Below are 14537 nucleotides of genomic sequence, written 5' to 3' on the forward strand. Positions count from 1 at the left end.
TCCCCTCTGGGGGCGCGGGCCTTCTGCGGTATCAGCCTTCGATCTGCTTCGGGGCGGGCCAGTCGACCGGCTGCGGTTGCAACGGCTGACCGCTCTGGTCCGGCTGCGGGACCGTCGGCCAGTCGAGCGGCTGCGGCTGGCTGTTGTCCGCCAGCGCCTGCGTCGACGGGATCAGCAGAACCACGGCCGCGGCGAGGGTCGCCACCAGCCGCGGCGTACGGTGTGCGCTCATGACCGGTCCAATGCGTAGAGGACGGAGTTGTAGACGACGATCGCGTGCGAGCCGGCGATCCCCCACGGCCGCGTGATGTCCTGCAACTTGTGCTGGCTCCAGTTCGACGATACAGCGTAGAGCTGGCTGTGGATCGTGCCGTAGATGAAGCCGCCGGCCAGCGACAGGGGCTGGAAGTCGGGGACGATCGTGCTCTTGCCGGTGGACAGGTTGATTACGCAGGGACCCCAGGCGGCGGCTCTGCGCATCGGGTCCGGAACCCAGTCCCAGCCTTCGGTGTCCCCGTTCTGCTGCGGCTTGCAGACCGCGACGAACTTGCCGCTGGCGGTCGAGTGCACCACAGGGATCACCATGTCCGGGCTCTTGACGCTGGTCCACAGCACCAAGGCGTAGTCCGGGCTGGCCGCCACCACCTGCTTGACCGCGCCGGCGCCTCCCGGCTTCTGCAGATCCAGCTGTTGCGTCTTCTTGTCCGGCTGGGTCCAGTAGATCGGGCCGCCGTACAGCGCGTACAGCGCCCGGTCTCCCTCGGCGAGCAGGATGGTGGACAACCGCGGCCCGGCCGGCGCCTCCTTGAGAACACCGCCGGAGACCACCATGGCGCCGGCGTTGTCGCCCGACAGCACGATCAACGGCGACTTGCCGAAGAACTGAACGGTGGCGCTGTCCGGGAGCTCGATCTCCTTGGGGAAGGCGCCGTCGCCCTCCCAGTAGTACAGCGTGTCCTCGGTGGTGACCGCGAGCACCACCTTGGAGTCGATGGTGGTGTAAACCGGGTTGCTGGCGTCCTTCGGCACCTTGTCCTGCCAGAGCACCTTGCCTTCGCTGTTGAACACGACGACCTTGCGGTTCGAATCAGCGTCCTCGCTCAGAATCGCCACCTCGGTGCCGTCTGGCCGGATCGCAGGCGTGCTGTCCTTGGCGATATCTACGCTCCAGGACGCGTGCGACGTGTAGCCCGGAGGCTGCGTTTTGGGAGAGAACTCGTACGGCTCGACGCTCGGCTCGGGCAGCGACGGCAGCTTCGGCGAGGCGGTCGCCACCGGCTTGTGGTCGCCGAGCTTGCTGAACACGGTCACATACAGCGTCGTACCGGCGATCAGTACGACGGCCACGACCAGAGCCACGACGATCGGCCAGATCGGCTTCTTCTTCCGGGCACCGGTGTCGATCGCGTCGACCTGGCCGTCGGGATGCACGACCAACGGCCAGGAGGCACCGTCCGCCTCGACCGCGGTGACCTTCATCGGCCGTCCGAGCTGGGCCGCGCGCTCGGCCACCAGCTGGATCGCAGCCGCCCGGGGGTCGGAGTTGTTGAGCGGATGACTACGGCCGGCGATCTTCACTTCGGCGTTGTGGTCGTCGTAGAGCCGAATCGTGACCTTCGGCCAGGAAGGGATCTTCTCAGCCACGATGGCCTCTCATTCCCGCCACAGGTCTCCCTCGTTCATCCGGTTCCGACGTCCTCGTTCTAGCATGTCCCCCGCACGAGGCATGCCAGGGATTCCGGGCACGCAGAAACCACGCGGGCCCGGCGGCTCGACTGACCCCGACAAGGGGGTAGAAACATCCTCGCCTGTGGATGGGTCATGAAAGTACACCCGGAAAGCGAGAGAATACGGTGGGCGACTGCCTGTGACGGAACGCGAGAGGAGGGGCCATGACGCAGAACCCGTGGACACGAGAGCAGTCTCCGGGTCCACAACAGCAGGCGTCAGTGGCTCCGGGACCTCGGCCGGACATCACCCCGCGGGGGCCGTCCGCCCCGCAGCACGGGGTGCCGGCGCCCGCGGAGGATCAGCGCTTGCCCAAGTTCGCGATTCCGGCGGCGGACACGTTGTGGTGGGTCGGAGTGCACGGTGGCGCCGGCGAGACCACGATGTCCGTGCTGCTTCCGGGGACCCGGGCGGCCAACCACCGTTGGCCGATCCCGCCACCGCCGGTGCCCACACCGGTGATCCTGGTCGCCCGGACCCACGGGTCCGGTCTGCGCGCCGCGCAGCGAGCCGCGATCGAGTGGGCCTCGGGAGTCGTGCAGGGCGTCGCCGTACTCGGCCTGGTGCTGATCGCGGACGCTCCGGGCCGGCTGCCCCGGGTGCTCGACGACTTCGCCGACATCGTCGGCGGAGGGGTCCCGAGGGTCTGGGACATTCCGTGGATCGAGGAGTGGCGTCGAGGGGAGGCTCCCACGCCTGACAACACCCCCGACGAGGTTTTCGAAGTACTTGAATCCATCTACGCACTTCGCGCGTCAAACCCAGCGGACTACCCCGCCCCGTACTGAAAGGCATTGTCACCATGATGTTGCTTCACCATCTGGCCACCGAGCTGCCGAACATGCTCCCGGCCGACGCACCTCCGACGGAGGTCACGAGCGGGCTGAACAAGGTGCTCGGCTGGGTCAAGTGGATCGCGTACCTGATCTGCAGCCTCGGCATCATCATCGCCGGCGCCATGATGGCCATCGGCCAGCGCCGCGGTGAGGGTGGCGAGCACGCCGCCCGCCTGGGCTGGGTGCTGGCGGCCTGCATCGTGATCGGTGCGGCGACGGCACTCGTCGACGCCCTGAGCCACTGACCGGGCCTCGCGTGAACGTGCTCGGAGGCTGATAGACGGTGGGACTGTTCAGTAGCAACCAGGACTCGGGAGACGACTCCGACGACGACGGAACCGGCATGCTCCAGCAGCCGGCCTTCGTCGGGTCGGCGATCGTCGTCGTGGCCCTGGTGCTGTGCCTGGTGGTGTACCTGCTGCTGCGCGGCGGCTCGGGTACGCCGGCAGCCGGTCCCACCCAGACTCCGAGCACAGTGCAGCCGACCGGACAGCCCACCGACGAACCGACCGACGAGCCGAGCGTGCAACCCACGACGCCGGAGGAGCCGACGTCGGGTCCGACGAGTCCGCGGGTGACTCCGCCGCCGGCGAACAACACGGTCGGAGGCTGTCACGTCGCCAAACCGAGCCAGGTGATCCCGCGGTCCTCCGCTCCGGCCGCGGTCACCTGGCAGTTCGAGGGCGCGATGCTGATCCCGCTGCAGGTTGCAGGCGGCCCCGCGGCAACCAAGGCGAACGGGGTCAGGTACTGCTTCGCCCACTCTCCGACCGGCGCTGTGCTCGCGGCGATGGTTCTGCTCGGCCAGGTGCAGAACCGGTCCGTAGCGCTCGACGTGCTGCGCGAGCGGGTGGTGCCCGGGCCGGGACAGCAGCGGGCGATCGCCGAGGCGAAGGCGGAGATGGCAACGCCCAGCGACGGAACCAACGTGCAGTTCGTCGGCTTCAAGGTGATCTACTACGCGCCCGACGGCTCGCAGGCGATCATCCAGATCGCCTCCCAGTTGGGCGACCAAGGCGTCGGTGCGCTGCCCGTCACGATGCAGTGGTCGAAAGGTGACTGGCGCGCGGTCCTGCAGCCTGACGGCAGCTTCAACGGATCGGTCGAGCCGGACATCCTGTCCTCCCTCAACGGCTACGTAAGGTTCAGTGGTTCCTCATGATTGCCCTGGGTTGCTCGTGGTGGCCGTGGGACTGGGCGGACTGCGTCAAGAAGTACGTCGGCGACGTCCTCGGCTGGTTCTTCGGCGAAATCTTCAAGCACATCTTCGAGGCAGTCGCGAAGGTCGTGCTGGACGCGGTCACCGCCGTCATCGATGCGGTGGCGTTCCTCTGGGTCAACCTCGACACCCCGGACGTCTCGCAACCCGGTGCGGCCACCTGGATGCAGGACCACCTCAATTTCTTGGTCATCGTTGTCGGCGGGATCGCTGTGATCGTCGGTGCGATGCAGATGGCGTTCATGCAGCGCGGTGAACCGCTGCGCGACATCTTGAAGTCGCTGCTCACGCTGGCGGTGGTGTCCTCGGCCGGGGCGATGTTCGCGGCCACGCTGATCAAGGCCGCGGACGCCTTCTCGCAGTGGATCATCATCTCTGCGCTCAAACTGCCGACGGACCCGAAGACCCACGCGATCAAGGGACCGGCCATCGCCACCATGTTCACCAAGGCGCTGGTGGACCCGCTGAAGACCCCGCAGGAGGCTTTCGGCTTCATGCTGGTGATCTGCGTCGGAATCCTGATGGTGATCACGTCGATCGTCCAGTTGGCGCTCATGGTCGTCCGTTACGGAATGCTCGTGCTGCTGGTCGGGGTGCTGCCGCTGACGGCGGCCGCGACGAACACAGAGATGGGGATGATGTGGTTCAAACGCGCGATCGGCTGGCTGGCCGGATTCATCATCTACAAACCTGTCGCGGCACTGATATACGCCACCGCCCTGGCGCTGATGGGCAACTCTCCGGAGGTCCAGGGCGCGGCGGACGGGACCTCCGACGCAATGAAGATGGCAATGGGCATCACGCTGATGATCGTCGCGGTCGTCGCGCTGCCGGCCATCCTCCGGTTCGTCGCACCGAAGCCGTCCTGACATGATCTCGCTCGGCTGGGTAGACATCCTCAAGCATGCGTTCGAGGCGTTCCTCAACGGTGCTGAGACGCTCCTGGAGAAGTTGATCACGATGATTTTTCAACCGGTGCTCGACGCTCTGATGCAGGCCGTGGGCATCATCATGGGCGCGATCGGCACGTTCTGGATCTACGTCAAGACGCCGACCATCGGCAACATCGTGACCGGCGAGCCAACCAACGGCACGGTGGGCTGGGTCTGGCAGCACACGTCGTACCTCAGCGCCACGATCGCGGCCATCGGGATCGTCGTCGGCTGCATCCAGATGGCCTGGTCGCAGCGCGGTGAATCCGCTCGCGAGTTGCTGAAGGCGCTCATCACCCTCGCTGTCGCCACCGCGTTCGTGATCGCGGTGGCCCAGGTGCTGATCACGTTCGGGGACGACTTCTCGAACTGCCTGGTCACGACGGCGCTCGGGGATCCCGCCGACCACCACAACCCGTTGGTGCACTCCGCCACAGGCGGCTTCATCTGTCACGACTGGGGCAAGGTTTCCGGCGGCGACTATCGGGAATTCGGCAAGGCGATGACCGAGTTGCTCGGGTTCACCGCGGCAACCACCGGTCCGATCGGCTTCGGCCTGGCGATCTGCATCGGCATCCTGTCGATCATCGCCGGCCTGATCCAGATCGTGTTGATGATCGTCCGGACCGCGATGCTGATCCTGCTGCTCGGGGTGCTGCCGATCGCGGCCGCCGCGACCAACACGGAGATGGGCCGGAACTGGTTCAAGAAGATCTTGGCCTGGATCTTCGCCTTCGTCCTCTACAAGCCGGTGGCAGCGATCGTGTACGCCACCGCGATCCGGCTGACCACGAACAACGGGCAAGGCCTGTCCTTCTCGGACGGGGACGTCGCCGGCAAGGTGATGAACATGGTCACCGGTGCCACGTTGCTGGTGCTCGCGTTGTTCGCGCTGCCCGCGCTGATGCGGTTCGTCGTACCGATGGTCGCGGCGACCGCGGGCTCGGCCGGGGCCGGCATGATCGCGGCCCGGATGGTCGGGATGGACAAGCTCGCCGACATGGCGAACAAGGGCGCCGAACAGGGGTCGGAGGGCGGCGGCGAAGGCGACGGACCGAGCGGCGCACAGAACGTTCCTTCGCAACAGACTCCGAGTACCAGCGGTCCAAGCGGTGGTGGCGAAGGCGCGGCCGGTGGCGGTGAAGGTGCCGCGGCCGCGGGTGGTGAAGGCGGAGCTGCGGCAGGCGCTGCTGGTGGTGCCGGTGGCGGAGCTGCTGCGGGTGGCGCTGCGGCCGGCGGTGGTGCCGCGGCTGGAGGTGGCGCTGCCGCAGGAGGTGCGGCTGCGGGCGGTGCTGGTGCTGCCGCCGCGGCGGGACCGGCAGCTGCAGTAGCCGCGCCGATCATCGCCGTCAAGATGGGTATGGACGCCACCAAGGCCTTCGGAAACATGGCCGCGTCCGAGTCGACAGGCGAAGGCGGCGGTGGTGGTGGCGGTGGCGGCGGTGGCGGCGGTGGCCCGTCCGGCAGCACCCGCAATACTGCGCAGGGCTCAAACGACAGCGGTGGCGACAACCAGCCACCACCTCCAGCACCGGACGGACCAAGTGGCAGCGGCTGAGAACGTACGACGCGCACCTCGCACCTACGGCAACTGGCGGCAGCCCGCCTCGGCGGGTATCGCCGGGCTGGGCATGCTCGGTACCGCGCTGATGATGGGCGGCCTGCTGCTGGTCGTCATCGCGACGATGTCCGGCGGTATCAAGGCCGCCCTGGTCACCCTGGTGATCGTGGGCGCGGCGCTCGGGCTCCTGGTCACCAAGGACAAGCACGGGCACTCCACGCTGCAGCGGCTCTCGACCTACATTGGATGGCAAAGAGCAAAGATGGCTAAGCACAACCATTACCGCTCCGGCCCGCTCGGCCGGACCGCCTGGGGCAAGTTCCAGCTTCCCGGTCTCGCCGCGGCCTCCCAGTTGAGTGAGTACCAGGACTCGTACGGCCGCCCGTTCGCGCTGCTGTTCTACCCGAGCACCCGGCACTTCACGGTCGTCATCAATGCCGAGCCCGACGGTGCCTCACTCGTCGACGAGGAGCAGGTCGACGTCTGGGTGGCGCACTGGGGTCAGTGGCTGGCGTCCCTCGGCCATGAGCCGGGCATCGTCGCCGCCTCGGTGACGGTGGAGAGCGCGCCCGACACCGGTATCCGGCTGCGCCGCGAGGTCGGCGGCAACATGATGGACAACACGCCGCCGATCGCCCGGGCGATGCTCACCGAGGTCGTGCAGACGTATCCCGAGGGTTCCGCGCTGGTGTCGGCCCGGGTCGCGCTGACCTTCAAGGGCACCGACCGGAGCGGCAAGCGGCGCAAGGAAGACGACATGGGTCGCGAGCTGGCGGCCCGGCTGCCCGCGCTCACCCAGAGCCTGAACGCCACCGGTGCGGGCGCCGCCCGGCCGGTCAGCGCCCAGGAGCTGTGCGAGGCGATCCGGATCGCGTACGACCCGGCGTCCGCGTCGCTGATCGACGAGGCCCGCAGCCAGGGCATGCCGCCCGAGCTGCAGTGGACCGACGTCGGCCCGGCAGCCGCCCAGGCGTTCTGGGACAAGTACCGGCACGACTCAGCCTGGTCCATGACCTGGCAGATGTCGCAGGCCCCCCGCGGTGAGGTGTTCTCGTCGGTGCTGTCGCAGCTGGTCGCGCCGCATCCGGACATCGACCGCAAGCGCGTCACGCTGCTCTACCGCCCGCTGGACGCCGGTACGGCGGCCCGGATGGTGGAGGCCGACAAGCGCAACGCGTCGTTCCGCGCCACCACGTCCGCGCGGCCGTCTGCGCGCAGCCTGGCCGAGGCCAGGGCGGCCGACCGGTCCGCGCAGGAAGAGGCACGTGGCGCGGGTCTGGTCAACTTCGGCATGGTGGTGACGGGAACTGTGATGTCGGCGGAGCAGCTGCCGGACATGGTCGCCGCGGTCGACAACCTCGGTGCCACGGCGCGGGTGCTGCTGCGGCCGGCGTACGGCTCGCAGGACTCGGCGTTCGTCGCCGCGCTGCCGCTCGGTGTCGTGGTCTCGAGCCACCTTTCGGTGCCCGCCGGACTGCGGGAATCCCTATGATTGAGCTGAGCGCAGTGACATCTGGGGAGTCACAGTGAGCGACAAGAAGAAGCAGAAGAAGCCCGTCGATCCCACCCGCCGTGGCCGGCGGCCGATGCCGCGTGGCTGGCCGGGGCCGGGCGGGGGCTACTCGACGTACCTGCAGGCTCCGCAGGAATGGCGCGGTACGACGGTGCAGGTCTGCGGGATGTGGCCGTTCTCGGCCGGTACCGGCAGCCCGATGGTCGGCGTACCGATCGGCCGGAACATTCTGTCCGGCGCGACCATGTGCTGCGACCCGATCAGCTGGTTCATGCGGGCGAAGCTGATCTCGAACCCGTCGATGTTCGTGCTCGGCAAGCCCGGTCTGGGCAAGTCGACGATCACCCGGCGGATGGCCCTCGGTCTCGCCGGGTACGGCGTACAGCCGCTGGTGCTCGGCGACCTGAAGCCGGACTACAAGGACCTGATCGAGGCCCTCGGCGGCCAGGTCATCCAGCTCGGCCGTGGCCGCGGCCACCTGAACGTGCTGGACCCGGGCGAGTCCCGGCAGGCCGCGCTCCGGCTGACCGGCAAGGCCCGGGAGGCGATCCAGGCCGACGCGCACGGCCGCCGCCAGACGATGGTGTCGGCGCTGATCGCGATCATGCGTAACCAGAACCCGAACGACCGCGAGGAAACCATCCTCGACGAGGCGCTCAAGGTCCTGGACGAGCGGTTCCAAGGTACGCCGGTGCTCCGCGACCTGCTGCAGGTCATCCAGGACGCCCCGGACCGGGTCCGCAACGTGGCCCTGGACCGCGGCAGCCTGGACCGCTACCGGCAGATCACCGAAGGCCTCGAGGCGTCGCTGATCGGCCTGGTCGGCGGTGGCCGGCTGGGGGAGATCTTCTCCGAGCAGACCGACAACCCGATGCAGATGGACCGTCCGGTGGTGTTCGACGTGTCGAACGTCGACGACTCCGAGACCAGCCTGCAGGCCGCCGTACTGCTGGCCTGCTGGTCGTACGGGTTCGGCGCGGTCGCGGTCTCGCAGGCGCTCGCGGACGCCGGGCTGGAGCCGCGGCGGCACTACTTCGTCATCCTCGACGAGCTCTGGCGGGTACTGCGGGCCGGGAGCGGCCTGGTCGACCGGGTCGACGCCCTGACCCGGCTGAACCGGCAGCGCGGTGTCGGCATGGCGATGATCTCGCACACGATGTCCGACCTGCTGGCGCTGCCGAATCCCGAGGACCGGATGAAGGCGAAGGGTTTCGTCGAGCGTTCCGGCATGGTGATCTGCGGCGGTCTGCCGCGCGCCGAGATGGACAACCTGACCGAGGTCGTGTCGATGTCCATGGAGGAGCAGAACATGCTGGTCGGCTGGCAGGACCCGCCGGCCTGGGACCCGTCCACCGGCAAGGAGGCCGCGCCTCCGGGCCGAGGAAACTTCCTGATCAAGGTCGGCGGCCGCCCGGGGATCCCGGTGCACGTCGGCCTGACCTCGGTCGAACGCGAGATCAACGACACCAACAAGCTGTGGACGACGGGCGAGAACGGCAAGCCGCAGATGGTGGAGATCGCACCGGACGGCACCGAGGCGGTCGTCGGCGAGTACAGCCTGGACGACCCGGCCCTGTTGCCGCCGCCCGACCCGACGACCCGGGTCACCGCCCGGACGGGAGTTGACGAGTAATGGCCGACGGCAAGCGGAGTACCGGACCGGGCGGAGTATCGCCCGAGGCCATCTTCATCTTCGTCATCGTCGGTGTGGTCGCGCTGGTGGCGGGCGTCGTCTGGGGCGCGCTGAAGATCGCCTCCGCGATCAACGGCTCTCGCTCGGTCGGCAACCCGTTCGGGGCGATCGTCGACCTGGCGAAGGGCACTCTGCACTGGTCCGGCGCGGCCACCGGCGTCCTGGTCATCGAACTCGTCGTACTGCTCGGCCTGGCCGGTGGTAGCTGGTGGTACCTGCGGAACCGGAAGCAGTCGGTCGGCCGGGTCGACCGGCAGGCGTCGCTGATGGCGAAGCGGTCGGAGATCTACAAGCTCACCCGCGAAGGCGCGCAGGAGAAGGCGAACCAGCTCGGCATCGCGGACTCCGGCCCGGGCATCCTGATCGGCCGGACGGTGCAGGGCAACCTCGAGGTCTTCGGCAACTGGGAAGACATGCACGTCGACATCTGGGGTCCTCGTACCGGTAAGACCACGTCGCGTGCGGTGCCGGCCATCCTCGACGCGCCCGGCTGTGTGATCGCCACCTCCAACAAGCGCGACATCGTCGACGCCACCCGCGGCCCGCGGTCGGCGAAGGGCCCGCTGTGGGTGTTCGACCCGCAGGAGGTCTGTGAGGAGCCGCCGAACTGGTGGTGGAACCCGCTGACCTACATCACCGACGAGACCAAGGCCCGCGAGCTCGCAGAGCACTTCGTCGCCTCGCAGCGCACGGTCGGCGCGCAGACCGACGCCTTCTTCGACGCCGCCGGTACCGACCTGCTGGCCGGCCTGCTGCTCGCCGCCGCGGTGGCGAAGCGGCCGATCACCCAGGTGTACAGCTGGCTCGCCGACCAGCGGAACGACGAGCCCGAGCGGATCCTGCGCAACACCCCGGGCCTGCAGCTGTCCGCGGACGCCCTGGCCGGTGTCATCAACGCACCCGACAAGCAGCGCGCCGGTGTCTACGGTACGGCGCAGCAGAGCGCGCAGTTCCTGGTCAACCGCAAGGTCACCCGCTGGGTGGTCCCGAACGGGCCGAACGACAACCGTCCGCAGTTCAACCCGCACGAGTTCGTCCGCAAGGGCGGCACGCTGTACAGCCTCTCCAAGGAAGGCGCCGGTACGGCGGGCCCGCTGGTCACCGCGCTGACCGTCGCCGTCGCCGAGGCCGCCGAGCAGTACGCCCGCGGCTGCCCGCTCGGCCGGATGCCGAGGCCGCTGGTCGGCGTACTGGACGAGGCCGCGAACGTCTGCCGCTGGAAGAACCTCCCGGACCTGTACTCGCACTTCGGCTCCCGCGGCATCGTGCTGATGACGATCCTGCAGTCCTGGGCACAGGGCCAGGAGTGCTGGGGCGACCACGGCATGGAGAAGCTCTGGGGCTCGGCCAACATCCGCGTGTACGGCGGTGGCGGCGCGGACCCGAACTTCCTCGAGCGGCTCAGCAAGATGGTCGGCGAGTACGACATCCAGTCCAACTCGGTGTCCTACAACGAGGGCAAGCGCGGTACCAGCCAGCAGACCCAGCGGCACAACATCTTCGACGTGTCCGCGCTCGCCGCACTGCCGGCCGGGCGCGCCGTCGTCCTGTCGTCGGGTCAGCCGGCCACGCTGGTGAAGACCGTCCCGTGGTTCACCCGGCCGGACGCCGGTGCGGTGAAGGCGTCGCTGGCGAAGTACGATCCCGGTGCGGCGACGAACATCCCGGTGAGCAACAACCCGTGGGTAGCGTCGCAGCAGCCGGCGCTCCAGCAGCGCGGCCCGGAGCGCCCGGTCTGGGAGCAGAACGAGGGGAACACCGGTGGATGGTGAGCAGGAGCTCTTCTACCCGCACGTCGCGGAGTTCGTCGAAGACCGGCTGATCTACCTGTACACGCGGCGCCTCGGGCAGCAGTTCGTCTGGTGCCCGGAGTGGTACCGGCACGCCGAGGCGCTGAGCCGGCTGGACTCGATCTGGCGGGCCTGGGAACACCTGCGGCTGGACCCGGCGACCGGTATGTCGGTCTGGTGGCGGGACCACGCGGACCCGCACATGATGGCGCTGCTCGACCCGGACGGCCCGTTCGCCGCCTGCCGGAACAACCAGCACACCGACTACCCGATCCCGCCGCTACCGGTGCAGGAGCCGCCGGCCGGCCTGTTCTTCGACCAGCGCCAGCCGAACATCCGCGGCGTCTGAGATGTGGAAGGCGGCGAACCTGCTGCTCGCCTTCCTCGCCGAAATCCTCGCCCTGGGCGTTCTCGCGCGCTGGGGCTGGGATCTCGGAGGTACGACGGCGACCCGGCTGCTGCTGGCGGTCGGGCTGCCGCTCGTGGCGGCCGTCCTGTGGGGACTGTTCGCGGCACCGACGGCCACCCGCGGGCAGGTCCCGCGATGGATCGTGAAGGTGCTGGTCTTCGGCCTCGCGGCCGCCGCCCTGTGGAGCATGGGCCACCCGCTCCTCGGCATCGTCTTCGTGGTGGTGATCGCCGCCAACCTCGCGATCATCCACACCCAGAAGCTCCAGCCCTAGCTGCGCTCCCGGCGGCGGTCGATGCTCAGGTCGGGAGTTCCGGCGCGGCTCGGGTTGGGCTTCAGGGCCTTGCCCTGCTTGTCCCGGACCTGGCCGTGGCCCCGCACGTGCAGGCGGTCCTGGGGGAGCTGTGCCTCGGGTGCTTCCTCGGGCGGGTTGCGAACGGCGCCGGACGCGTGCGGCTGTGCCTCACGGGCCTCTTCGCGGTGCTCGCGGGCAGAGGCGTCGTAGTTGTCGGCGATCTGGTCCTCGGCGGTGGACCGGCGCTCCTCGATAGTGGCCAGGTTCTGGAACCGCCGGCCTTCCGCGGCCAGCCCCGGCGACCCGAGGTCGTCGGGCCGGGCGGCCGCCTCGTCGAGTTCGTGCCGTCCGTGGGCGCGGTCGCCGATCCCGCGCTGCTTGTCGTTGGCGGCGTACTGCCGGTGGACGTCGCGGGCCTGCTCGTCGGCGTAGGCGAGCTGCATCGCCCGGGTGGTCTCCGCGGTCGCGTCGAGTACTTCGTCGCGGAGGCGGTGCTCCTCGAGCGCCTGCTGGTCCTTGGCGGCGAGCTCGATCTCCTCGTTGCGGGCGGCAGCGTCCTCCTCGTCCAGGCGGGCCTGCTCGTCCGCCTCGTCGAGCTGCTTGCGGGCCTCGTCGTCGAGGTCGTGCGTCGGGGACTTGTCGGCCTGGGCCCGAGCCGTGGCGGCACGCCGCTCGCGGGCGGCCTCGGTGTCGTCGTCGCCCTGCTCCCGCTGAACGGGGTCGAGCTCGACAGACTGTTCGTCGTCGGTGTCGGGCATGCCGCTCCTTTCCTTCTGCTCAACGATGCCGTACCGCAGGGTCAGCGGGTAGCTCCCGTGACCAGCCAGCTCTCCCGGCGCTCCCGCATCGTCAGCGTGAGGAATCGGAGCAACATGTACCCGCCGAACGCCCACCACAGAGCGACGATCCCGCCGCCCGCCCAGAGCACCGCCAGAGCCAGCGGTACGTACAGCACCAGCGCGACCACGCCCGCCATGGCCAGGTAGCGCCCGTCCCCGGCGCCGATCAGCACGCCGTCCAGCACGAACACGACCCCGTTGACCGGCTGCCACAGCGCCGCCACGATCAGGACGGCCGCCAACGTCCGGCGTACGTCGGGATCCGAGGTGAACCACGGGACGTAGACGGCCCGCAGGCCCCAGAGCGCGAGGCCGCCGATCAGCCCCGAGAACAGGCCCCACCACATCATCCGGCGGGTGACCGCCCGGGTCCCGGCGACGTCGCCGGCACCGAGTGCGCGGCCGGTGAGCGCCTGCGCGGCGATCGCGATCGCGTCCAGGGCGAGCGCGAGGAACGACCAGAGCGTGAAGGCCACCTGATGCGCCGCGACGGACGTCGTACCGAGCGCCGTCGCGACGAAGGTGAGCAGGATGATCGCCGCCCGCAGCGTCAGCGTCCGGACGATCAGCGGTACGCCCATCTGCGCCGAGGCGAGGATGCCGGGCCGGTCCGGGCGGAGCTTGGCGCCGTCCCGCCGGGCACCGCGGACCACGACGACGGCGAGCGCGACCCCGGCCCCGGTCTGCGCCAGCGCCGTACCGAGGGCCGAGCCGGCGATGTCCAGGTGTACGCCGTACACGAGGAGGACGTTCAGCCCGATGTTCGCGAGGTTGGCCGTGATCGCGACGACCATCGGGGTCCTGGTGTCCTGCAGGCCGCGCAGTACGCCGGTGGCCGCGAGCAGGAGCAACATCGACGGGATCCCGAAGCAGGAGATCCGCAGGTACGTCACCGCGTAGTGGACGACCTCGGGCGACGGGTCGAACGCGCCGATGGCCTGCGGCGCGAGGGCCAGCCCGAGCACCGCGAGTACGACGCCGAGCAGCAGCGCCAGCCACAGTCCGTCGATGCCCTGGGCGAGCGCGCCCTTGTGGTCGCCGGCGCCGATCCGCCGGGCGACCGCGGACGTGGTGCCGTACGCGAGGAAGACGCAGATCCCGACCAGGGTCTGCAGGATCGTCCCGGCGACCCCGAGCGCGGCCAGTTGCGGCGTACCGAGGTGACCGACGATCGCCGAGTCGGCGAGCAGCATCAGCGGCTCGGACACCAGCGCGAAGAACGCCGGGACCGCGAGGCGCAGGATCTCCCGGTCCTGGTCGCCGAACAGCCGCCGCCTCACCGGGGGAGCACAAATGTCAGGGGCATGGCCGCTATTGTGCCTGACGCAGCCTGTGGAAAACCTGCCGTGTCCCGGACTCCGGAAGAACCTTCGGAAGTTTTTCTCCTCCACAGTTGTGTACCGGAGAATCCGCAGGTCAGGGCGCATTTGTGGATTCCCTGTCCCCAGATATCCACAGCCTTGTGCTCAACCTGTGCACACGACTTCGGCAAGTTACCCACAGCTCTTCCCCACCCCCTGTGGACGACCGGGTGGCTTTGGGTGACGAGACCGGCGTACGGTCGCGAGGCCGATGCCGTCCGGCGAGCAGAAACTGTCCGCGGGGCTGGCTATGGTTCGATCAGGTGTTCGAATCCGGCACCGATGATCGGCAGGGCTGGCGAGGAGGTCGGGCGAAGTGAGCGTGGCGGAGTTCCGCGGGGGCCAGGACGACGGCCACGAA

The 14537-nt window shown here is 69.0% G+C and carries 14 protein-coding genes; 10 read left to right on the forward strand and 4 right to left on the reverse strand.

Annotated features, from left to right (window positions below):
- Nucleotides 1-31 precede the first annotated feature (31 nt).
- A complete protein-coding gene (locus AB0M51_RS16665; protein ID WP_344193738.1) occupies nt 32-232 on the reverse strand; it encodes a hypothetical protein in 201 nt (66 codons plus the stop codon).
- Nucleotides 229-1644: a hypothetical protein gene (locus tag AB0M51_RS16670; RefSeq protein WP_344193740.1), complete on the reverse strand. Its 1416-nt coding sequence runs from the start codon at nt 1642-1644 to the stop codon at nt 229-231. Before AB0M51_RS16670 ends, AB0M51_RS16665 begins: the two co-directional genes overlap by 4 nt.
- Nucleotides 1645-2036: 392 nt before the next feature.
- Here AB0M51_RS16670 and AB0M51_RS16675 point away from each other — a divergent pair, with 392 nt between their 5' ends.
- The 10 genes from AB0M51_RS16675 to AB0M51_RS16720 are packed head-to-tail and all read left to right on the forward strand — an operon-like array spanning nt 2037 to nt 11955.
- Nucleotides 2037-2516, forward strand: a complete 480-nt coding sequence (locus AB0M51_RS16675) for a DUF6668 family protein (RefSeq protein ID WP_325042293.1) — start codon at nt 2037-2039, stop codon at nt 2514-2516.
- 17 nt (nt 2517-2533) lie between these two features.
- A complete protein-coding gene (locus AB0M51_RS16680; protein ID WP_344193744.1) occupies nt 2534-2809 on the forward strand; it encodes a TrbC/VirB2 family protein in 276 nt (91 codons plus the stop codon).
- Nucleotides 2810-2847: 38 nt separating this feature from the next.
- Nucleotides 2848-3726: a hypothetical protein gene (locus AB0M51_RS16685; protein WP_344193746.1), complete on the forward strand. Its 879-nt coding sequence runs from the start codon at nt 2848-2850 to the stop codon at nt 3724-3726.
- Nucleotides 3723-4652, forward strand: coding sequence for a hypothetical protein (locus AB0M51_RS16690; protein WP_363749536.1), 930 nt, complete (start codon nt 3723-3725; stop codon nt 4650-4652). The genes AB0M51_RS16685 and AB0M51_RS16690 overlap by 4 nt, the downstream gene beginning before the upstream one ends.
- Nucleotide 4653: 1 nt before the next feature.
- Complete coding sequence (locus tag AB0M51_RS16695; RefSeq protein ID WP_363749537.1) at nt 4654-6273, forward strand: hypothetical protein; 1620 nt, start codon at nt 4654-4656, stop codon at nt 6271-6273.
- The gene (locus AB0M51_RS16700) at nt 6260-7768 is read left to right on the forward strand and encodes an SCO6880 family protein (RefSeq protein WP_344193752.1); all 1509 of its coding nucleotides are present in this window, start codon (nt 6260-6262) and stop codon (nt 7766-7768) included. The genes AB0M51_RS16695 and AB0M51_RS16700 overlap by 14 nt, the downstream gene beginning before the upstream one ends.
- Before the next feature lie 34 nt (nt 7769-7802).
- The gene (locus tag AB0M51_RS16705) at nt 7803-9422 is read left to right on the forward strand and encodes an ATP/GTP-binding protein (protein WP_344193754.1); all 1620 of its coding nucleotides are present in this window, start codon (nt 7803-7805) and stop codon (nt 9420-9422) included.
- The gene (locus AB0M51_RS16710; RefSeq protein WP_363749538.1) at nt 9422-11254 is read left to right on the forward strand and encodes a TraM recognition domain-containing protein; all 1833 of its coding nucleotides are present in this window, start codon (nt 9422-9424) and stop codon (nt 11252-11254) included. The genes AB0M51_RS16705 and AB0M51_RS16710 overlap by 1 nt, the downstream gene beginning before the upstream one ends.
- Nucleotides 11244-11621, forward strand: coding sequence for a DUF4913 domain-containing protein (locus AB0M51_RS16715; RefSeq protein ID WP_141856453.1), 378 nt, complete (start codon nt 11244-11246; stop codon nt 11619-11621). The genes AB0M51_RS16710 and AB0M51_RS16715 overlap by 11 nt, the downstream gene beginning before the upstream one ends.
- Nucleotide 11622: 1 nt before the next feature.
- Nucleotides 11623-11955, forward strand: coding sequence for a YrdB family protein (locus AB0M51_RS16720; protein WP_363749539.1), 333 nt, complete (start codon nt 11623-11625; stop codon nt 11953-11955).
- On the opposite strand, the gene AB0M51_RS16725 is transcribed toward AB0M51_RS16720, so the two are convergent.
- Nucleotides 11952-12734 (reverse strand): hypothetical protein, encoded by a 783-nt coding sequence (locus AB0M51_RS16725; RefSeq protein ID WP_344193761.1) that lies wholly within the window; start codon nt 12732-12734, stop codon nt 11952-11954. The two genes, AB0M51_RS16720 and AB0M51_RS16725, sit on opposite strands and share 4 nt — an antisense overlap.
- Nucleotides 12735-12775: 41 nt before the next feature.
- Complete coding sequence (locus AB0M51_RS16730) at nt 12776-14095, reverse strand: MATE family efflux transporter (protein WP_363749540.1); 1320 nt, start codon at nt 14093-14095, stop codon at nt 12776-12778.
- Nucleotides 14096-14537: the final 442 nt, after the last annotated feature.

It is taken from the genome of Kribbella sp. NPDC051137 (assembly GCF_040682535.1).
Taxonomy (GTDB): Bacteria; Actinomycetota; Actinomycetes; order Propionibacteriales; family Kribbellaceae; genus Kribbella; species Kribbella karoonensis.